The following is an 18,225-nucleotide window of genomic DNA, read 5'->3' as shown; positions in this document are numbered from 1 at the left end:
AATAAAAAGGCCATCCCCGAGGGGATGGCCTTTTTCATTGGGGCGAGGGCGGAGGTTTTCGCGTAGGGCGGGTGCAACCCGCCACCATTGCCGAACCGGCGGGTTACACCCGCCCTACGCGGGAGGAGTGACCTAGCGCTTCAGACCGCCCAGGGTCAGCGGCATCTGACGGTTCACATCCTTGTACAGCAGGTAGCGGAAGCGGCTCGGGCCGCCGGCATAGCAGGCCTGCGGGCAGAAGGCGCGCAGCCACATGAAGTCGCCGGCTTCCACTTCGACCCAGTCCTGGTTCAGGCGATACACCGCCTTGCCTTCGAGCACGTACAGGCCGTGTTCCATGACGTGGGTTTCGGCGAAGGGAATCACGCCGCCTGGTTCGAAGTTGACGATGTTGACGTGCATGTCATGACGCATGTCGCTGATCTCGACGAAGCGCGTGGTGCTCCAGCGGCCTTCGGTGCCGGGCATGACGATCGGCTCGATGTCCTGCTCATGGGTGACGAAGGCTTCCGGGTAGGGCACGCCCTCAACCGGCTGGTAGGCCTTGCGCAACCAGTGGAAGCGCACGGCTTCGCTGCCGTTGTTGCGCAGCGACCAATCGCTTTCTGGCGGGATGAAGGCGTAGCTGCCCGGACGCAGGGCGTGCTGGGTGCCGTTCAGAGTCAGGTCGCAGGTGCCTTCGACGACGAAGATCACGCCTTCGGCGCTCGGGTCCAGCTCGGGTTTCTCGCTGCCGCCGTTCGGGCCAACTTCCACGATGTACTGCGAGAAGGTTTCGGCAAAGCCGGTCAGCGGGCGGGCGATGACCCACATGCGCATGTTGTCCCAGAACGGCAGGTGGCTGGTGACGATGTCACGCATCACGCCCTTGGGAATCACGGCGTAGGCTTCGGTGAACATGGCGCGGTCGGTCAGTAACTGATCCTGACCAGGATGACCGCCATGCGGGGCGTAGTAGTAGGGCGTTTTGCTCATCGAGAGATTGCCTCGGCGGGTGGATGGCGCTGGGATCGATCCCGGCGCGAAAAAGGACTCCCAGGCACTATAGGAATTCGCAGCTGGATTCGGAAATTAAATAGTAGAATGCCTGTCAGTGGATTTCATGATGGGTGGCGCGATGCTTGATCCGGTGCTGTTACGCAGTTTTCTCGCCGTGGTGCAGACCGGAGGCTTCACTCGTGCCGCTGCTAGCCTGCATCTGACGCAGTCCACCGTCAGCCAGCAGGTGCGGCGTCTTGAGGAGCAGCTCGGCGCCGAGCTGCTCGACCGCAGTGGCCGCTACGTGGTGACCACCACCGAAGGCGAACGCCTGCTCGGTTATGCCAACCGCATCGTCGCGCTGATGGACGAGGCGATGCTCGCTTTGGGGCAGAGCGCGGTGGAAGGCGAGGTACGCCTCGGCGTGCCGGACGATTTCGCCGCCAACAGCCTGACACCCTACCTGGCCGATTTTGCCGATGCGCATCCGGGCATTCGCCTGGAGATCACCAGCGGCCTCAGTCATGACGTATGGCGGGCGTTCAATGCGGGCGAGCTGGACCTGGCGCTGATCAAGCAGCGCGCCGGCAGTGCCAAGGGCCTTGCCAGTTGGGCCGAGCCGGTCGCCTGGCTCGACAGCCGCGCGCGCCCAGTGCTGGCGCGCAATCCGGTGCCACTGGCGGTTTTCCCGCCCAACGGCCTGTATCGCCTGGAAATGACCCATGCGTTGGATGCCATGGGCAAGCCTTGGCGCATCGCCTACGTCAGCAGCAGTTTGCCTGGAGTCAGCGCCGCAGCCGAAGGTGGCCTGGGCCTGACCCTGTTGCCGCGCCGGTTGATCACGTCCGCGCATCGCGAACTGGGCGAGGCCGAAGGCTTCGCCCCGGTTGCGCCGGTGGAGGTGGCCCTGCATGCGCGCAACCAGTTGCCCGGTTATGCACGGGAACTGGCGGCGGCGTTGATCGAGGCCTGCGAAGGGATCATGAGCCGGTAGTGTGAGGTTCAGCGCCAACTGAGGATCGGCCAGCCGGACTTTTCGGCATGGGCGCGCAGAGTTGGGTCAGGATTGACGGTAAAGGGCCTGTCCACCAACTGCAGCAGCGGCAGATCATTGCGAGAATCGGAATAGAAGCTGGCGCCAGCCAGACTTTCGCCCTGTTCGATCAACCAGCTTTCCAGGCGGATCACCTTGCCCTCACGGTAGGTCAGCACGCCTTGAGTACGCCCGCTGTAAAAGCCGTGCTGCAGCTCCAGGTCGATGGCCAAGACCTCGTCGATGCCGAAGCGCTCGGCGATGGCGCTGACCAGAAAATGCGCCGAGGCCGAGATCACCAGCAGGCGGTCGCCAGCGGCGCGATGCGCGGCCAGGGTGCGGCTGGCGTCGCTGTAGAAGATCGGCTCGATCACGTCCTCGACGAAGGGCTCGACCACATGGGCGACCTCCTCGGGCGTGCGGCCGACCAGCGGTGACAGGGTGAAAGTCATGTAGTCCTCCATGGCCAGAGTGCCGGCGGCGTATTGGCGCATCAGCTCCTGTTCGTGGGCGATGAAGGACTCACCGTCAGCCCAGCCGATCTTGACCATTTCCTGCGTCCACAGGCTGGCGCAGTCGCCGTGGATCAGCGTCTCGTCGAGGTCGAAAATCGCCAAGGCCATCACGCCACCTCCCGGATCGCATCCGCGCCGATGGCCAGGCTGACGCTCTGGCCGTCCTGATGCAGGTCTGCGGCGGAGCGGTTGAGCACGTCCACCAGCAGCTCCACGCCGCGGGCTTCGACCCGGTAGCGCACGACGTTGCCGAGCAGGCTGTGGCCGAGGATGGTGCCGTCGATACCCAGGCCACCGATCTGGATGGCTTCCGGGCGAATCGCCACGCGGCTGTTCACCGGGCGCAGCAGCAGGCGGCTGGCAGCATCGGCGTCGAGCAGGTTGTAGTTGCCGATGAATCCGGCGGCGAAGGCATCGGCCGGCGCGGTGTAGAGGGTTTCGGCGTCGCCGCTCTGGACGATCTGGCCGCCGTTCATCAACACGATGCGGTCGGACAACACCAGCGCCTCTTCCTGATCGTGGGTGACGAAGATGGTGGTCAGGCCCAGCTCGCGCTGGATCGCGCGAATCTGTTCGCGTAGATGTTTGCGGATACGTGCATCCAGCGCCGACAACGGCTCATCGAGGAGCAGCAGACGCGGCCGGGTGACCAGTGAACGGGCCAGGGCCACGCGTTGACACTGACCGCCGGAAAGCTGGTGCGGATAGCGCCCGGCGTAGTCGCTCAGCTCCACCAGCTCCAGCGCTTCGGCGACACGCTTGTTGGCCTCGGCACCGGGCACCTTCTGCATGCGCAGGCCGAAGGCGACGTTCTGCGCCACGCTCATGTTGGGGAACAGCGCATAACTCTGGAACACCATGCCGATGCCGCGTTTCTGCGGTGGCATGGGTACCAGGTCCTGGCCGTCGAGGAGGATTTGCCCACCGTCGACTGCAGTCAGGCCCGCGATGCAGCGCAGCAGGGTGGACTTGCCGCAGCCGGATGGGCCGAGCAGGGTGATGAACTGGCCCTGGCCGATCTCGATATTGATGTCAGTGAAGATCTGCGTCGGGCCGTAGCTTTTGTGCAGGTTCTGAATGTGCAGAAAACTCATGACTTGTCCTTGTTCAGACGGTTGGCTGCCCAGGTCATCAGCAGCACGAACATGAAGTAGGAAATCACCAGAGCGCTGGTGAAATGGCCGCTGTCGTTGCGCATGTTGTACAGGTAAACCTGCAGCGTCTCGTAGCGGCTGCCCACCAGCAGGTTGGCGAAGACGAACTCGCCGAACAGGAAGCTGAAGGACAGGAATATCGAGACCATCAGGCCCTTGCGCAGGTTGGGCAACACCACCATGAAAGCCGCGCGCCAGGTGCTGGCGCCAAGCAGGTGAGCAGCGTCCATCAGGTCGCGCAGGTTGATCGCCTGCAGGTTGTTGGTGATCGCCCGGTACATGAAGGGCAGGGCGATGGTGAAGTAGCAGCCGATGAGGATCCAAGGCGTGCCCAGGATCGGCAGCGGGCCGGATGCGAACAACTGCATCAGGCCGACCGAGGACACCACCGGCGGAATGGCGAACGGCAGCAGGATCAGCACGTTCATCACGCCATCGAGCTTGGGAAAGTGGTAGTTGACCACGAACAGCAGCGGCAGGATCAACACCAGCGCCAGTGCCAGGGCGCCAAAGCACACCAGCAGCGAGCGACCGAAGGCGGAGAGAAAGCGCGCATCGCTCCACAGCGCCACGTACCACTTGAAGGTGAAGCCGCTGGGCAGGACGGTCGCTGACCAGCTGGTAGAGAGCGAGTAAACCAGCGTGCCGAGTAGTGGCAGCAGCAGGACCAGAAACAGCAGGTAGACCACCAGTTGGTGGAACAGCGGCGAGCGTTTTTCAGCGGGCGACATGGTAGCTCCGGCGCAGCAGCCATTGGTGGACGATGGTGATCAGGGTCATCAGGCCGACCAGCACCATCGCCAGTGCGCTGGCCATGTTCGGGTCGAGGAAGATGTCGCCGGAGACCATTGCCGCGATACGGATCGGCAGGATGTTGAAGTTGCCGGTGGTCAGCGCATACACCGTGGCGTAGGCGCCGAGGGCATTGGCCAGAAGGATGACGAAGGTGCCAAGCAGCGCCGGGGTCAGCACCGGCAGGCCTATATGTCGCCAGAACTGCCAATTGCTGGCGCCGAGCAGCTCGGCCGATTCGCGCCAGTCTTCGCGCAGGGCATCGAAGGCCGGGTAGAGCAGCAGCACGCCGAGGGGAATCTGGAAATAGGTGTAGAGGACGATCAAACCGGTCTTGGAGTAGAGATTGAAGTCCTCGATCACGCCCATCTGCTTGAGCAGGATGGTCAGCGCGCCGTTGAAGCCGAGCAGGATGATGAAGGCGAAGGCCAGCGGCACCCCGGAGAAGTTGCTGGTCATGTTGGAAAAAGCCATGACGAAATCGCGCAGGCGGCTGCTGACCTGACGCAGCGAATAGCTGCCGATGATCGCGATGACGATACCCAGCAGGCTCGACCAGAAGGCGACCTCCAGGCTGTGGCGCATGGCCTGGCGGTAGAACGGCGAGGAGAAGGCCTGCTGGAAATTGCCCAGGCCCCAGCCTTCACTGGTATTCAGGCTGTTGCTTGCCACCCAGAGCAGCGGTGCGATCTGAAAGGCGAAGAAGAACAAGGCGAAGGGTACCAGGCACAGCAGTGCCCAGCCCTTGCTGGAAATGGACGACTTCATGCGAGCAGCTCCCTGCACCAGGGTTTGTCGTGGGCTGCGCCGAGCAATTGGCAGATGGTCCCGCACAGCTCGGTCTGCTGCGGGCGGGCTGCCGGATCGAGGCTGAAGGCGCTGCCGAGGACGATCAGCGGCACTTCGCGTTCTTCCGGCAGCAGACCGTTATGGCTGCGGTCGGTGTTCATGCCGTGGTCGGCGGTCGCCAGTATCTGGTAACCGGCGTCGAGCCAGGTCTGGATGTACTCGGCCAGCAGCACGTCGGCCATGCGCGCGGCGTTGCGGTATTGCGGGCTGTCGAGGCCGTGCTTGTGGCCGGCGTCGTCGATGTTCATCGGGTGCACCAGCAGCAGGTTCGGCGCATGAAGCTGGCGCAGGCTGTCGGCATCGGCGAACAGGTGTGAGTCCGGATAGTGATCGGCGTAGTAGAAATGGCCGTGTTGGATCGGCAGCGCCTCGTCGCTGGTATGACGGTCGCGGGCGGCCTGGAAGGGCGCGCGATTGTACAGCTCGCTGACCCAATGATAGGCCGCAGCAGCAGTGGTCAGGCCGGCGTCACGGGCGTAGTGGAAGACGCTGCGCTGATTCGACAGGCGCACCACATCGTTGTGCACGATGCCGCTATCGATGGGGGCGACGCCGGTGAGAATGCATTCGTAGAGTGGGCGGGACAGTGCCGGCAGTGCGCAGTCGAGCTTGTACAGCGCGGCGCGCCCGGCCTGGCAGTAAGCCAACAGGTGGCCCAGCGCATGCTGGGCCACCTGATAGCTCAGGCCATCCAGTACCACCAGGATGACGTTGTGCTTCATGGGGTTCTCTCGTTAGGTCGTAGCCCGGATGCAATCCGGGGCGCACTTGGCGATTGCCCCGGATTTCATCCGGGCTACGGATCAATGGTGTCGCGGCCGCATCAGTTCATATTGATGATCACGTGCTCCTGCCACAGGCGCGGCAGCATCTTGGAGGTGTTCTCCCAGGCAGCAGCATCCTTGATCGGCTGGACCTTGGCGTACTGCTCTTGCGGCAGCAGCTTGGCCTGCACTTCGGCCGGCAGCTCGATATGCTCGGCGCGGATCGGGCGGGCGTTGCCCTTGGCCAGGTTGATCTGCCCGGCATCGCTGAGGATGTATTCGCGGGTCAGCTTGGCGGCGTTGGGGTTCTTCGCCCATTTGTTGATGATGGTGCTGTAGCCGGAGATCACCGAGCCGTCGGACGGGATCAGCACCTCGAAGCGCTCGGGGTCGATCTGGTCGCGGTAGGACAGGCCGTTGAAGTCCCAGACGATGCCGACTTCCACTTCACCTTTTTCCAGGGTCTGGATGGTCGGGTTGGCCAGCGACAGGCGACGCTGCTTGGCCAGTTCGCCGTAGAAATCCAGGGCAGGCTGCACGTTGCTCTCGTTGCCGCCCATGGCGATGGCGGCGGCCAGCACACCGTTCACGGCTTGTGCCGCGGTGCTCACGTCACCGGCAGCCACCTTGTAGGTGCCGGTCTTGAGGTCTGCCCAGGAGCGCGGGATGTCCTTGACCAGTTGCTTGTTGACGATGAAGGCGATGGAGCCGGTGTAGGCCAGCATCCAGTGGCCGTCCTTGTCCTTGGCCCAGTCCGGAATCTGCTCCCAAGTGCTCGGCTTGTACGGCTGGGTCACGCCCTGCTGCACGGCGATAGGGCCGAAGGCGGCACCGACGTCACCGATATCGGCAGTGGCGTTTTCCTTCTCGGCGGCGAACTTGGCGATTTCCTGCGCCGAGCTCATATCGGTGTCCTGATGCTTGAGGCCGTAGAGTTTGGTCAGGTCGGCCCAGGTGTCTTTCCAGTTGGCCCAACTATCGGGCATCCCCACGCTATTCACCGCGCCTTCGGCGCGTGCAGCCTTTTCCAGTGCCTGCAAGTCGGTGTCTTCGGCCATGGCGGAGGTCGCCAGAGCGATGGCCGAGCCCATCAGTGAAGCCAGCAGCAGTTGTTTCATTGGAAACTCCTTTGCAGTGAGAGTGTTGGTCTAGATCAGCAATACCCGAGCCAATCTAGGCGCCTTCAATGACAGTTTTATGTCCGGCCACAGCTGGCAGATGTCTAGGCGTGGCTGGCCGGTGCGCTTCACAAGCGTAGACCATGGATAAGTGGCTGATTTATCGGGCAGCGAATGCGCAGGCCGGTGGCATGCGGCGTGCTTGCAGCCTGGTTGTCATCTATCAGTCATCTAGACTGCCTAGTCTTGTAACCCGTCTGGGCAATTGAGTTTTGCCCTGTCATGGGGCTGGACTAGTCCAAAGAGGAAGATGTTGATGCGCGAAGAAGTGCCACGGGCCGTCACTGTCATCTGCCGCGCCTTGCAGGAGCAGATCGACCGGGGCCTGTTGTCCTCCGGCAGCAAATTGCCAGCCGAGCGCAAGCTCAGCGAATTGTTCGACACCACGCGCATCACCCTGCGCGAGGCGCTTGGCCAGCTGGAGGCGCAGGGGCTGGTCTACCGTGAGGAGCGCCGCGGCTGGTTCGTTTCGCCAACGCGGGTCGCCTACAACCCGCTGGTTCGCACCCACTTCCACGCCATGGTCGCTGAACAGGGGCGGGTGCCGGCTACCGAGGTGCTGAATGCACGGCTGATGCCCGCCACGGCGCAAATCTGCGAGATACTGGAGTTGCCCGCACTGTCGAGCGTCTATCAGGTGTGCCGCGCGCGGCGCATCGACGGACGCCTGGTGCTGTACGTCGAGCACTACCTCAACCCGGCTTACTTCCCCGGCATTCTCGAGTTCGACCTGACGCGCTCGCTGACCGATCTCTACGCCAGCGAATATGGCATCCACTACGGCCGAGTACGCTTCGACATGGTGCCCACTGCGTTGCATGCCGAAGCCGCAGCCAGCCTCAAGGTCGCGCCTGGCAGCCCGGCGCTGCGCATTACCCGGGTCAATCGCGACCAGCACGGGCGCATCATCGACTGCGACCTGGAGTTCTGGCGCCACGACGCCATCCACGTCAGCGTCGAAGTCCCCGAGTAGGGCGCCGCGCGCCAACTCGCTAACGAGGCGCGTCCGACCGTTCGTCGGCTGCGAAGATCTTTTTTCGGCCAATGTCGAAATAGCGCCCTTAGGTTCGACTATCCAGTATCCACCCCCAAGGAACTGGAGCGCGCCATGAAATACCTTTGTCTCGTCTACGCCAGCGAACAGGAGCTGCACAGCTCCGCCGACAGCCCGCATGACAGCGAATGCCACGCCTACGCCCAGCGTGTGCAGGAAAGCGGGCGCATGCTCGCCGCCGAGGCGCTGCAGTCGGTACAGACCGCCACCACGGTGCGCATGCGTGGCGGCAAGCTGGCGATCACCGATGGCCCCTTTGCCGAAACCAAGGAGCAACTGGCTGGCTTCTACCTGATCGAGGCGCGTGATCTCAACGAAGCCATCCAGCTCGCCGGGCACATTCCCGCCGCCCGTGTCGGCTGCGTCGAAGTGCGGCCGATTCGCCAACTGGATATCGACCCGGCCGCGCAGCGCTGAGTCGCCATCGTTCATCGGAGAATTCTTATGGACCGTCGTTATATCCCTGAAGTCGCCACGCGCGAGCAATGGTTGGCCGCGCGCAAGGCCCTGCTCGAGCAGGAAAAGGCCTTGACCCGTCAGCGCGATGCGCTCAACCGTGCCCGCCGTGCCTTGCCCATGGTGCTGGTGGAGGAGGATTACCGCTTCGATGGCCCAGACGGCGAGGTTGGGTTAGAGGCGCTGTTCGACGGGCGTAGCCAGTTGATCGTCTATCACTTCATGTACCACATGGACCGAGGCGAGGGTTGCGACGGTTGTTCCTGCCTGGTGGACAACATCGGTCACCAGTCCCACCTGCATGCCCGTGACACCAACCTGGTGCTGGTCTCGCGCGCGCCGCTGGCCGATCTCGAAGCTTTCAAGCGGCGTATGGGCTGGACCCTGCCCTGGTACAGCTCATACGGCAGCCGTTTCAACTACGACTACCACGCCACCACCGACGAGCAGGTCGCGCCGGTCGAGTACAACTACCGCGACAAGGAAGAGCTCGAGCGCCTGGGCCTGACCTATCACGTGCAGGGTGAGCAGCCTGGCGTCAGTGTGTTTCTGCGGGAGGGTGGGCGCATCTATCACACCTACTCCACCTATGGCCGAGGTGTGGAGATCCTGATGAGCAGCTTCCATTTCCTCGACTTCACGCCCTTTGGCCGTGGCGAAGGCTGGGACGGCATGCCCGACCTGGACGGCAAGGGCCTTAACTGGACACGCCTGCACGATGAGTACGAGCAGGCGGCGCCCACCCATGACTGTTGCGGCCACAAGGCCTGAACCCTAGCGAAGGAGAAACCCCATGAGTCAGCATGAACTGCAAGACGCACTGAACAGCTGGACCGAAGCCTGCCGCAGCAAGGACGTGGCGCGCATCATGAGTCACTACGTGGAGGATCTGGTGTCCTACGATGCCGTCGGCCCGCTGCGCTTCGAAGGACGCCCGGCGTATCAGGCGCATTGGCAGGCCTGCATGGAGATGTGCAGCGGCCCGGGGATGTTCGAGCCGCACGAGCCGACTTTCAACGCCAGCGGCGATCTCGGCGTGACCCACTACCTGCTGCATTGCGGCGGCACCAATGACAAGGGCGAGATGGAAACCTGCTGGATGCGCGTGACCCAGTGCCTGCGCCGCCAAGGCGGCAGCTGGCTGATTTTCCATGAGCACTTCTCGGCGCCCTGCGATATGGAAAGCGGCAAGGCGCTGTTCGACCTTGAACCTTAGGGTTGAACGTTCGGCTTACTGACGCCCCAGTGCCGCGCAGGACGGCTCGTAGTTCTGCTGACAGGCACTCTGGTACAGGCGCTGGGCCTGGTCGGGGTCGCGCGACACACCACCTTCGCCGCGGCGATAGAGGTTGCCCAACACATGCTGGGCCATAGGGTTGCCGGCAGCGGCTGACTGGTTGAGGTATTTGAGCATGTCGCGCTGGTTAGCGAACTCCGGCGCATCCCTCCCGGTATAGAGGTAGGCCAGGCTTACTGCAGCCATGGCATGACCCTTGTCGGCGGCCTGCTTCCACCAGTACTCGGCCTGCTTGAGATTCTTTTCCGGCTGGCCGACGAAGTAGCTGCTGCCGAGCTGGAACTGGCTGTCCAGGTCGCCACGTTGGGCCTTTTGGCGCAACTGATCCTGTTCGGTCTCGGTGATGGGCTGTTCGGCCTGCGGCTGGTCGTCGGGCTTGGCGGCGTCAGGCTCACGCCCGGCGCATCCTGCCAGCAACACGAGTGCGAGCAGGGCGGTTGTGGCGTGAAACAGATTGAATGGACTGGGCATGGCAGTGGCTCCCTGGGCGAGAAAACGAGGCAAGTCGCTGTTAGGCCTGCCCCGCTCACCTTAGTTCGCTCTGAACTCTCCGTGCAGTGCCGACTTCCCACTGGCGCGATGAGCTGCAATCCTGAGCGCTGATTTCGCTCAAGAGGCAGCCATGAAGATCAGTGCGGATTTCGACAGCGGCAATATCCAGGTCATCGACACCAGTGACCCGCAGCGCGTGCTGCTGGCCATGCGGCCGGACCTCAACAGTCACCACTTACAGTGGTTTCACTTTCAGGTCGATGGCCTGCAGCCTGGCCAGCGTTACGGCTTCAATCTGACCAATGCCGGGCAATCGGCTTATAACCGCGCCTGGGACGGTTACCAGGCCGTGGCCAGTTACGATCAGCAGGACTGGTTTCGCGTGCCGACCCGGTTCGAGGACGGGCAACTGCGATTCGAGCTGCAGGCCGAGCACAAGAGCGTACGGTTCGCCTACTTCGAACCTTACCCGCGAGCGCGACACGAACGGCTGATCGCTAGGGCGCTGGAGCGCGGCGCCGAGCTGGTGGCCAGTGGCAGAAGCCTGGAGGGGCGCGATATCCAGCTGCTGCGTATCGGCGGCCAGGCTGCCGCGCCGCGCAAGTTGTGGCTCATCGCCCAGCAGCACCCCGGCGAGCATATGGCCGAGTGGTTCATGGAAGGGCTGATCGAGCGCCTGCAGAATCCGCAGGATGCCGAGGTCGCCGCATTGCTGCGTGAGGCCGAATTCTACCTGGTGCCGAACATGAATCCGGACGGCGCCTATCGTGGTCATCTGCGTACCAACTATGCCGGGCAGGACCTCAATCGCGCCTGGCAGTCGGCCAGCTCCGAGCGCAGCCCGGAAGTGTTGTTCGTGCTGCAGCATATGCAGCGCATCGGCGTCGACCTGTTCCTCGATATTCACGGCGATGAGGAAATTCCTCATGTGTTCACCGCCGGTTGCGAAGGCAATCCCGGCTACACCCCGCGCCTGGCTGCATTGGAAGAGGACTTCCGCAGCCGCCTGGTCGGGATCGGCGCTGAGTTCCAGACCCGTTTCGGCTACCCGCGCGACGAGCCGGGCCAGGCCAACCTGACCCTGGCCTGCAACGCGGTGGGCGAAACCTTCGATTGCCTGTCGTTCACCATCGAGATGCCGTTCAAGGACCACGACGACAGCCCGCAGCCACGCACCGGCTGGAATGGCGCGCGCTCGCAGAAATTGGGGCAGGACGTGCTGACGGTGCTGGCGCAAATGGTCGGGCGCTTGCGCTGAGGCTGGGCGTGCCGGGCGCGAATGCTGGCGTCCCGTGAAGTGGCTCGTTGGGTTCGTAGGCAAAAAAAGCCCGTCACGAGGACGGGCCTAAAGTGCCGTTAACACACAGGAGTCAATAGGACGTAGTGAAGCGTCCGGTATTACAGAATCGACAGCGGATAGTTGATGATCAGACGGTTCTCGTGCAGATCCTGGCCAACGTCGCGGCGGACGTCGGAGTTACGCCAGCGCACGTTCAGGTTCTTCAGCGTGCCTTCCTGAATGGTGTAGGCCAGCTCGGTCTCACGGCTCCACTCTTCGGCATCGGTACGGCCGCCAGCATGGATATTGGAGCCGCTGGTGTAGCGGTTCATCAGGGTCAGGCCTGGAATGCCCATGCCGGCGAAGTTGTAGTCGTGACGAACCTGCCAGGAACGCTCTTCCGGACTGTCGAAAGCGGACAGGAAGCCATCGTTGACCAGTGAGCCGCCGCTGGCGCCGTCGATGCGCAGGAACTTGGTATCGCCGCTCAGACGCTGGTAGGTGACCTGGAAGGTGTTGTTGCCCCTCTTGGCCGACAGCGCGCCCTGATACACCTTGTTGTCCAGGTCGCCGGCCTTGGCCGCGCCTTCGTCCTTTCCGTTGAAATAGCCGAGGTTGGCGCCCAGCACCCAGTCACCGACCGGCTGGCTGTGGGTCAACTGTACGAAGCTCTGCTTGTACACATCTTCCAGGCGGGCGTGCCAGACGCCGACCATGGTGCTGTTGCCGTTGAAGCGGTATTCACCGCCGCCGAAGTTGAAGTCATCGCCATCCACACCGTTGAACGTCATGTCCTCACGGCTGGCGTCGTGGCGCTGGCTGTTCTTCCAGAACTGGCCGCCGTACAGGGTGAGGCCGTCGATTTCGCCGGAGGTGAGCTGCGCGCCCTGGAAGGTTTGCGGCAGCGAGCGACCGTCATCAGCACGCAGGATCGGCAGCACGGCGAACCACTCACCGACCTTCAGTTCGGTCTTGGAAATCTTGGCCTTGGCGGCTACGGCAGTGCGGCCGAAGTCATCAGCGGCCTGGCCGTCATCGTGGATCGGCATCAGCTGGGTGTTGGCGGCGCCACGGTTGCCGTCCAGCTTGACGCTGTACAGACCGAGCACATCGAGACCGAAGCCGACGGTGCCCTGGGTGTAGCCGGAGCGGGCATCGAGGATGAAGCTCTGGGTCCAGCCTTCGGCCTGGCCCTGGCGCTCCCCGCGGATCAAGGGGTCGGTGCCGTTGAGGTAGTTGCGGTTGAAGTAGTAGTTGCGCAGGCCGAGGGTGACCTTGGCGTCTTCGACAAAGCCGGCAGCGTGCGTGGCAGTCGGCATAACCAGGGCCAGAGCCGTGCTGCCAAGCAGGGCCAATGGAATGATGTTGCGTGCGGTCATTATTGTTGTGCTCCCAGTTTTTGAACGAACCATCCCCTGCTGGCCTGCTCAGGGCCTGCATGAAGGGGAATGCTGTGTTTGCCCCTGTAGAGGGCGAGCGGCCGGCCGAACGCGGCCGGTCATTGCTGGTGGCTGGTGTCAGCCTCCGGCGAATCCGGGTTTATGGCATCTGGTGGCGATGAATGCTGAGCAGGCGAGGAGCTGCTGCGCTGAGAAAGAGGCGAGGATAGTCATGTTCTGGCCCTGATTCTTGTTTTTATCTTTGTCATAAGTCGTCATACAACTGGATGGATTATCGACAGCATTTTTATCGCTTGTCAATGTATGGCAGACGAAAGTCTGAGTGGTCTACGTCGTCGGTGCCCAGTATAAACGCCATGAGGAACGCTCATGGCCGATAGGAACGCGGGAAAAGACAGCGGCAGGGTGGTGCTTTTGTTGTGTGATAACGTATGACAAATTTACTTACACCAAGGACTTATCCATGCCGCATTGCCTGATCGAAGCTGCACGCGAGGTGAGTGAGCTGATTGCGCCTCAGGAGCTGGTGCAACTGGTGCATGACCAGACGGCCGACAGTGGTCTGTTCCAACCCGGTGAGGTCAAGGTGCGCCTGAGCCTGTACGAGCATCACTGCGTCGGTGGCGAGCCGGGCCCGTTTGTGCACCTGATCTTCTACGTGCTGGCTGGCCGCAACGATGACGACAAACGGGCGCTGTCGCGGCGTATCGTACGCGCACTGGTGCAACGCCTGCCGCAGGTGCCGGCGATTTCCCTGGATGTGCGCGACATCCGGCGCGAGGTATTCAGCAATCGGCGCAACTGCCTGGACGATTAATCCGTCTCCAGCAGGCGTGCGCCAGCGCCCTGCGCGCCAAGTTCGTCCCCGGGGTTGCGCAATGGGCAGTCCTGCATCGACAGGCAACCGCAACCGATGCAGCCGGTGAGCTGGTCGCGCAGCTGTGTCATCTGTTCGATGCGGGCATCCAGGTCACGTTGCCATTGTGCCGACAGTTGTTGCCAGTCCGCGGCCGTGGGCATGTGATCGCAGGGCAGAGTGGCCAGCGCGGCAGCAATATCGGCCAGCGGAATGCCCAGGCGCTGTGCCACCTTGATGATCGCCACGCGGCGCAGCACATCACGCCGATAACGCCGCTGATTGCCGGCATTGCGCTGGCTCTGGATCAAGCCCTTGGTTTCGTAGAAATGCAGCGTGGAAATCGCCACGCCGCTGCGCTCGGCAACCTGGCCGACGCTCAGCGGGCGTTCGTGGAAGGCGCGATGCATGTCCATGACAAATTCCTGTTGACCTCAAGTTAAGTTGAGGTTTTACCCTCGCAGGCCTTGATAGACAACCCCGAGGGCATTTCCATGCAGGACCGCATTCGTCTGGTACTGATTTACGGCAGCGTGCGTGAAGAGCGCTTCTGCGACCAGGTGGTGGCCTGGGCGCGTGAGCAGATCGAGCAGCGCAGCGAATTTGACTTGAGCCTGGTCGATCCGGCCGTGATGTTCCGCCAGCCAGGTGAAGCGCAGGCGGTTGCCGAGCAACGCCATCAGTCGCTGCAGCATCTGCTGCGCGCCGATGCCTTTCTGATCGTCACCCCGGAGTACAACCACGGCTATCCGGCGGCGCTCAAGCAATTCATCGACGAGGTGCCGGCATCCTGGGAAGCACGGCCGGTGGGGTTCGTCAGTTATGGCGGAGTGTCCGGCGGGCTGCGTGCGGTAGAGCAATTGCGCCAGGTGCTGGCGGAGTTGCATGGCATGACGGTGCGCGGCTCGGTGAGCTTCACCAATGCCTGGGAACAGTTCGACGATCAGGGGCGGTTGAGCGAGCCACGGCGAGCCAACTCGGCGCTGGCGCATACGTTGGTGCAACTTAACTGGTGGGCACAGACGCTGCGTGCCGGCCGCGAGCGGGTGCCTTACGAGCGGATCAGGGGGTAATAGCGCGACGTAGCGCGGATGGCTACTCGTAGGGCGGGTGCAACCCGCTAGAGCAATGTGGCGGACTTCACCCGCCCTACGAAGTGGAGCAGCGGGGCACAGACGCTGCGTGCCGGAAGCGAGCGTGTGTCATACGAGCGAATCAGGGGGTAATAACAACGTAGCCCGGATGCAATCCGGGAGCTTTTGAGGGCATCCCCGGATTGCATCCGGGCTACGAAGCTTTCGCGGACAAGTCCGCTCCCCCAAATCCAGCCACTCTATCTCGCTGCTTCTGTGGGAGCGGACTTGTCCGCGAATGGCTGCATCTGTCGGAAGGGCTTCAGCCTGTAGGGCGGGTCAACCCGCCAGATCGCGCGGCGGGTTTCACCCGCCCTACGCACCTTGCCCTCAACCCCTTTCCCATACATGGGAGAGGGGAGCGGGCAGCCAGGCTGCGCCGCGAATCAGCCGCGGTAGTAGCGCTGCGGCACGAACGGGGTCTTGGCCACTTTCATCGCAACGCGCTTGCCGCGCACCACGGCCCAGACATCGCTGTCGATGGCGGTGTGGCTGGCATTGACGTAACCCATAGCCACCGGTGCGCCGAGGGTCGGGCCGAAGCCGCCGCTGCATACCTGGCCGATCACGGTGCCGTCGGCATCGACGATTTCCGCACCTTCACGCACCGGTACGCGTTCCTGCGGCAGCAGGCCGACGCGCTTGCGGGCCACGCCTTTCTGCTGTTGCTCGAACACGCGCTCGGCGCCCGGGAAGTTGCCGGCACGCTCGCCATCAGCGCGGCGCACCTTGGAGACGGCCCACAGCAGGCTGGCCTCGATCGGCGTGGTGGCGCTGCTCATGTCGTGGCCGTACAGGCATAGGCCGGCTTCCAGGCGCAGCGAGTCACGCGCGCCGAGGCCGATGGCCTCGACTTCGGCTTCGGCCAGCAGGCTGCGAGCCAGGGCTTCGGCTTGGTCGACGACGACGGAAATCTCGAAACCGTCTTCGCCGGTATAGCCGCTGCGGCTGACGATGCATTCGCTGCCCAGCAGGCGTACGCGGGCCACCTGCATGAAGGTCATCTTGCTCACTTCCGGCGCCAGGCGGGCCAGCACGTCGACCGCTTTCGGGCCTTGCAGGGCGAGCAGGGCGCGCTCCTCGAACAGGCACTCGATCTGGCACTGCTCGCCGATGTGCTTCTTCAGATGGGCTAGGTCCTGATCCTTGCAGGCGGCGTTGACCACTAGGTACAGGGTGTCGTCACCAAGGTTGGCGACCATCAGATCGTCGAGGATGCCGCCCTGGGCGTCGGTGAACATGGCGTAGCGCTGTGTACCCACCGGCAGGTCGATGATGTCCACCGGCACCAGGGTTTCCAGGGCACGCGCGGCGTTCTCGCCACGCAGCAGGATCTGGCCCATGTGCGAGACGTCGAACAGGCCGGCGGCCTCACGGGTGTGCAGGTGTTCCTTCATCACACCCAGCGGGTACTGCACGGGCATGTCATAGCCGGCGAAGGGCACCATGCGTGCGCCGAGTTCGAGGTGCAGGGCGTGCAGCGGAGTCTTGGCGAGAGTTTCAGTGGTCATGTCGATTTCCTGTTGGGTGCGCTGTGCGCACCGGTTGGGGCCGCCGCGCGGCCCGTGGTAAGTCGGGTGTCAGTCAGCGTAGACCGGGAAGGTGGTGCACAGGTCGGCGACCTGGCCGCGCACACGCTCGATCACGGCTGGGTTTTCCAAGTCGTCGAGGATGTCGCAGATCCAGCCGGCCAGGGTGCGGCATTCGCCTTCCTTGAAGCCGCGAGTGGTCACCGCCGGGGTGCCAATACGTATGCCGGAAGTGACGAACGGCGACTGCGGGTCGTTCGGCACGGCGTTCTTGTTCACCGTGATGTGGGCATCGCCCAGCGCCGCGTCGGCCGCCTTGCCGGTCAGGCCCTGCTTGACCAGGCTGATCAGCATCAGGTGGTTGTCGGTGCCGCCGGAGACCACGTCATAACCGCGCTCGACGAATACCTCGGCCATGGCGCGGGCGTTGTCGATCACCTGCTGCTGGTAGGTCTTGAAGCCCGGCTCCAGTGCTTCCTTGAAGCACACCGCCTTGGCCGCGATGACGTGCATCAGCGGGCCGCCCTGGGCGCCGGGGAATACGGCGGAGTTGAGCTTCTTCTCGATCTCTTCATTGGCCTTGGCCAGGATCAGACCGCCACGCGGGCCACGCAGGGTCTTGTGCGTGGTGGTGGTAACCACGTCGGCGAACGGCACCGGGTTCGGGTACAGGCCAGCGGCGACCAGGCCCGCGACGTGGGCCATGTCGACGAACAGCAGCGCACCGACCTTGTCGGCGATGGCGCGGAAACGCGGGAAGTCCAGCACGCGCGAGTAGGCCGAGAAACCGGCGACGATCATCTTCGGCTTGTGCTCGACTGCCAGGCGCTCGACTTCGTCGTAATCGATCAGGCCGTTCTCATCGATGCCGTACTGCACCGCGTTGTACAGCTTGCCCGAGGACGACACCTTGGCGCCGTGGGTCAGGTGGCCGCCATGGGCCAGGCTCATGCCGAGGATGGTATCGCCCGCGCTCAGCAGTGCGAGGTACACGGCGCTGTTGGCCGAAGAGCCGGAGTGCGGCTGGACGTTGGCGTAGTCGGCGCCGAACAGCTGCTTGGCGCGCTCGATGGCCAGTGCCTCGACCTTGTCCACATGCTCGCAACCACCGTAGTAGCGCTTGCCCGGATAGCCTTCGGCGTACTTGTTGGTCAGGCCGCTGCCTTGCGCTTGCATCACGCGCTGGCTGCAGTAGTTCTCCGAGGCGATCAGCTCGATATGGTCTTCCTGGCGTTTTTCCTCGGCCTGGATCGCCGCGAGCAGGGCATCGTCATAGCCCTGCAGTTGGTCGTGCTTGCTGAACATGGTGAGGCGCTCTTTATCGTTTTTCTCGGGATGAAACAGGCCCGCCCCGGTGAGGGGAGCCGAAAATAGGGGAGACTAGCCACTGAACCGTCCCCTCTCCCCTCGGGGAGAGGGTTAGGGAGAGGGGGCTGCGTAGACAACCGCTTTACCCTCTCCCCCGG

At 63.2% G+C, this 18,225-nt stretch carries 20 protein-coding genes; 8 read left to right on the top strand and 12 right to left on the bottom strand.

From position 1 onward, the window contains the following. Nucleotides 1-132: 132 nt before the first annotated feature. Nucleotides 133-975 carry a bifunctional allantoicase/(S)-ureidoglycine aminohydrolase gene (locus P3C50_RS17160; protein ID WP_197855202.1) on the bottom strand — a complete coding sequence of 281 codons (843 nt, stop codon included), beginning with the start codon at nucleotides 973-975 and terminating at the stop codon, nucleotides 133-135. Nucleotides 976-1,117: 142 nt separating this feature from the next. Here P3C50_RS17160 and P3C50_RS17155 point away from each other — a divergent pair, with 142 nt between their 5' ends. Next, entirely contained in the window at nucleotides 1,118-1,972 is an 855-nt protein-coding gene (locus P3C50_RS17155) for a LysR substrate-binding domain-containing protein (RefSeq protein ID WP_343252403.1), read from the top strand. 8 nt (nucleotides 1,973-1,980) lie between these two features. Here the strand turns inward: P3C50_RS17155 and P3C50_RS17150 are convergent, their stop codons facing one another. The 6 genes from P3C50_RS17150 to P3C50_RS17125 form a co-directional block, all read right to left on the bottom strand. Beyond that, the gene (locus tag P3C50_RS17150; protein WP_275546897.1) at nucleotides 1,981-2,634 is read right to left on the bottom strand and encodes an HAD family hydrolase; all 654 of its coding nucleotides are present in this window, start codon (nucleotides 2,632-2,634) and stop codon (nucleotides 1,981-1,983) included. After that, nucleotides 2,634-3,620 carry an ABC transporter ATP-binding protein gene (locus P3C50_RS17145; protein ID WP_275546896.1) on the bottom strand — a complete coding sequence of 329 codons (987 nt, stop codon included), beginning with the start codon at nucleotides 3,618-3,620 and terminating at the stop codon, nucleotides 2,634-2,636. Before P3C50_RS17145 ends, P3C50_RS17150 begins: the two co-directional genes overlap by 1 nt. Beyond that, nucleotides 3,617-4,411: an ABC transporter permease gene (locus tag P3C50_RS17140; protein ID WP_275546895.1), complete on the bottom strand. Its 795-nt coding sequence runs from the start codon at nucleotides 4,409-4,411 to the stop codon at nucleotides 3,617-3,619. Before P3C50_RS17140 ends, P3C50_RS17145 begins: the two co-directional genes overlap by 4 nt. After that, nucleotides 4,398-5,240: an ABC transporter permease gene (locus P3C50_RS17135; RefSeq protein ID WP_197855206.1), complete on the bottom strand. Its 843-nt coding sequence runs from the start codon at nucleotides 5,238-5,240 to the stop codon at nucleotides 4,398-4,400. Before P3C50_RS17135 ends, P3C50_RS17140 begins: the two co-directional genes overlap by 14 nt. Continuing rightward, nucleotides 5,237-6,043, bottom strand: a complete 807-nt coding sequence (locus P3C50_RS17130; RefSeq protein WP_275546894.1) for an alkaline phosphatase family protein — start codon at nucleotides 6,041-6,043, stop codon at nucleotides 5,237-5,239. Before P3C50_RS17130 ends, P3C50_RS17135 begins: the two co-directional genes overlap by 4 nt. 101 nt (nucleotides 6,044-6,144) lie before the next feature. After that, nucleotides 6,145-7,203, bottom strand: a complete 1,059-nt coding sequence (locus P3C50_RS17125) for an ABC transporter substrate-binding protein (protein ID WP_275546893.1) — start codon at nucleotides 7,201-7,203, stop codon at nucleotides 6,145-6,147. Nucleotides 7,204-7,519: 316 nt separating this feature from the next. On the opposite strand from P3C50_RS17125, the gene P3C50_RS17120 reads away from it, so the two are divergent. From P3C50_RS17120 to P3C50_RS17105, 4 genes are all read left to right on the top strand, one after another. Continuing rightward, nucleotides 7,520-8,236, top strand: coding sequence for a UTRA domain-containing protein (locus tag P3C50_RS17120; RefSeq protein WP_275546892.1), 717 nt, complete (start codon nucleotides 7,520-7,522; stop codon nucleotides 8,234-8,236). A 135-nt stretch (nucleotides 8,237-8,371) separates the two neighbouring features. Beyond that, nucleotides 8,372-8,734 carry a YciI family protein gene (locus P3C50_RS17115; protein WP_197855210.1) on the top strand — a complete coding sequence of 121 codons (363 nt, stop codon included), beginning with the start codon at nucleotides 8,372-8,374 and terminating at the stop codon, nucleotides 8,732-8,734. A 27-nt stretch (nucleotides 8,735-8,761) separates the two neighbouring features. Continuing rightward, nucleotides 8,762-9,544, top strand: coding sequence for a DUF899 domain-containing protein (locus P3C50_RS17110; RefSeq protein ID WP_197855211.1), 783 nt, complete (start codon nucleotides 8,762-8,764; stop codon nucleotides 9,542-9,544). Between the two features lie 22 nt (nucleotides 9,545-9,566). Continuing rightward, a complete protein-coding gene (locus P3C50_RS17105; RefSeq protein ID WP_275546891.1) occupies nucleotides 9,567-9,989 on the top strand; it encodes a YybH family protein in 423 nt (140 codons plus the stop codon). A gap of 15 nt (nucleotides 9,990-10,004) precedes the next feature. On the opposite strand, the gene P3C50_RS17100 is transcribed toward P3C50_RS17105, so the two are convergent. Continuing rightward, nucleotides 10,005-10,541 carry a tetratricopeptide repeat protein gene (locus tag P3C50_RS17100; RefSeq protein ID WP_275546890.1) on the bottom strand — a complete coding sequence of 179 codons (537 nt, stop codon included), beginning with the start codon at nucleotides 10,539-10,541 and terminating at the stop codon, nucleotides 10,005-10,007. 151 nt (nucleotides 10,542-10,692) lie between these two features. On the opposite strand from P3C50_RS17100, the gene P3C50_RS17095 reads away from it, so the two are divergent. After that, nucleotides 10,693-11,820 (top strand): M14 family metallopeptidase, encoded by a 1,128-nt coding sequence (locus P3C50_RS17095; RefSeq protein WP_275546889.1) that lies wholly within the window; start codon nucleotides 10,693-10,695, stop codon nucleotides 11,818-11,820. Between the two features lie 140 nt (nucleotides 11,821-11,960). On the opposite strand, the gene P3C50_RS17090 is transcribed toward P3C50_RS17095, so the two are convergent. Next, nucleotides 11,961-13,220: an OprD family porin gene (locus P3C50_RS17090; protein ID WP_197855215.1), complete on the bottom strand. Its 1,260-nt coding sequence runs from the start codon at nucleotides 13,218-13,220 to the stop codon at nucleotides 11,961-11,963. 484 nt (nucleotides 13,221-13,704) lie between these two features. Between P3C50_RS17090 and P3C50_RS17085 the strand changes: the two genes are divergently transcribed. After that, on the top strand, nucleotides 13,705-14,058 hold the full coding sequence (locus P3C50_RS17085; RefSeq protein WP_275546888.1) for a 5-carboxymethyl-2-hydroxymuconate Delta-isomerase: 354 nt from the start codon (nucleotides 13,705-13,707) through the stop codon (nucleotides 14,056-14,058). Here P3C50_RS17085 and soxR read toward each other — a convergent pair. Continuing rightward, a complete protein-coding gene (gene soxR, locus P3C50_RS17080; protein ID WP_275546887.1) occupies nucleotides 14,055-14,513 on the bottom strand; it encodes a redox-sensitive transcriptional activator SoxR in 459 nt (152 codons plus the stop codon). The two genes, P3C50_RS17085 and soxR, sit on opposite strands and share 4 nt — an antisense overlap. Nucleotides 14,514-14,591: 78 nt before the next feature. Between soxR and P3C50_RS17075 the strand changes: the two genes are divergently transcribed. Further along, on the top strand, nucleotides 14,592-15,170 hold the full coding sequence (locus P3C50_RS17075; RefSeq protein WP_275546886.1) for an NADPH-dependent FMN reductase: 579 nt from the start codon (nucleotides 14,592-14,594) through the stop codon (nucleotides 15,168-15,170). 446 nt (nucleotides 15,171-15,616) lie between these two features. Here the strand turns inward: P3C50_RS17075 and gcvT are convergent, their stop codons facing one another. Together gcvT and glyA are read right to left on the bottom strand one after the other, a co-directional pair. Further along, nucleotides 15,617-16,741: a glycine cleavage system aminomethyltransferase GcvT gene (gene gcvT, locus P3C50_RS17070; protein WP_275546885.1), complete on the bottom strand. Its 1,125-nt coding sequence runs from the start codon at nucleotides 16,739-16,741 to the stop codon at nucleotides 15,617-15,619. Between the two features lie 69 nt (nucleotides 16,742-16,810). Then, a complete protein-coding gene (glyA, locus tag P3C50_RS17065) occupies nucleotides 16,811-18,064 on the bottom strand; it encodes a serine hydroxymethyltransferase (protein ID WP_275546884.1) in 1,254 nt (417 codons plus the stop codon). Nucleotides 18,065-18,225: the final 161 nt, after the last annotated feature.

It is taken from the genome of Pseudomonas sp. Marseille-Q0931 (genome assembly GCF_940789645.1).
Lineage (GTDB): Bacteria > Pseudomonadota > Gammaproteobacteria > Pseudomonadales > Pseudomonadaceae > Aquipseudomonas.
This window is presented reverse-complemented; position numbering and strand designations above follow the sequence as displayed.

What these genes read in the sequence shown, in the direction of transcription:
- P3C50_RS17160 (WP_197855202.1), bottom strand. Translation starts at nt 975, where the DNA reads ATGAGCAAAACGCCCTACTACTACGCCCCGCATGGCGGTCATCCTGGT.
- P3C50_RS17155 (WP_343252403.1), top strand. Translation starts at nt 1,118, where the DNA reads ATGCTTGATCCGGTGCTGTTACGCAGTTTTCTCGCCGTGGTGCAGACC.
- P3C50_RS17150 (WP_275546897.1), bottom strand. Translation starts at nt 2,634, where the DNA reads ATGGCCTTGGCGATTTTCGACCTCGACGAGACGCTGATCCACGGCGAC.
- P3C50_RS17145 (WP_275546896.1), bottom strand. Translation starts at nt 3,620, where the DNA reads ATGAGTTTTCTGCACATTCAGAACCTGCACAAAAGCTACGGCCCGACG.
- P3C50_RS17140 (WP_275546895.1), bottom strand. Translation starts at nt 4,411, where the DNA reads ATGTCGCCCGCTGAAAAACGCTCGCCGCTGTTCCACCAACTGGTGGTC.
- P3C50_RS17135 (WP_197855206.1), bottom strand. Translation starts at nt 5,240, where the DNA reads ATGAAGTCGTCCATTTCCAGCAAGGGCTGGGCACTGCTGTGCCTGGTA.
- P3C50_RS17130 (WP_275546894.1), bottom strand. Translation starts at nt 6,043, where the DNA reads ATGAAGCACAACGTCATCCTGGTGGTACTGGATGGCCTGAGCTATCAG.
- P3C50_RS17125 (WP_275546893.1), bottom strand. Translation starts at nt 7,203, where the DNA reads ATGAAACAACTGCTGCTGGCTTCACTGATGGGCTCGGCCATCGCTCTG.
- P3C50_RS17120 (WP_275546892.1), top strand. Translation starts at nt 7,520, where the DNA reads ATGCGCGAAGAAGTGCCACGGGCCGTCACTGTCATCTGCCGCGCCTTG.
- P3C50_RS17115 (WP_197855210.1), top strand. Translation starts at nt 8,372, where the DNA reads ATGAAATACCTTTGTCTCGTCTACGCCAGCGAACAGGAGCTGCACAGC.
- P3C50_RS17110 (WP_197855211.1), top strand. Translation starts at nt 8,762, where the DNA reads ATGGACCGTCGTTATATCCCTGAAGTCGCCACGCGCGAGCAATGGTTG.
- P3C50_RS17105 (WP_275546891.1), top strand. Translation starts at nt 9,567, where the DNA reads ATGAGTCAGCATGAACTGCAAGACGCACTGAACAGCTGGACCGAAGCC.
- P3C50_RS17100 (WP_275546890.1), bottom strand. Translation starts at nt 10,541, where the DNA reads ATGCCCAGTCCATTCAATCTGTTTCACGCCACAACCGCCCTGCTCGCA.
- P3C50_RS17095 (WP_275546889.1), top strand. Translation starts at nt 10,693, where the DNA reads ATGAAGATCAGTGCGGATTTCGACAGCGGCAATATCCAGGTCATCGAC.
- P3C50_RS17090 (WP_197855215.1), bottom strand. Translation starts at nt 13,220, where the DNA reads ATGACCGCACGCAACATCATTCCATTGGCCCTGCTTGGCAGCACGGCT.
- P3C50_RS17085 (WP_275546888.1), top strand. Translation starts at nt 13,705, where the DNA reads ATGCCGCATTGCCTGATCGAAGCTGCACGCGAGGTGAGTGAGCTGATT.
- soxR (WP_275546887.1), bottom strand. Translation starts at nt 14,513, where the DNA reads ATGGACATGCATCGCGCCTTCCACGAACGCCCGCTGAGCGTCGGCCAG.
- P3C50_RS17075 (WP_275546886.1), top strand. Translation starts at nt 14,592, where the DNA reads ATGCAGGACCGCATTCGTCTGGTACTGATTTACGGCAGCGTGCGTGAA.
- gcvT (WP_275546885.1), bottom strand. Translation starts at nt 16,741, where the DNA reads ATGACCACTGAAACTCTCGCCAAGACTCCGCTGCACGCCCTGCACCTC.
- glyA (WP_275546884.1), bottom strand. Translation starts at nt 18,064, where the DNA reads ATGTTCAGCAAGCACGACCAACTGCAGGGCTATGACGATGCCCTGCTC.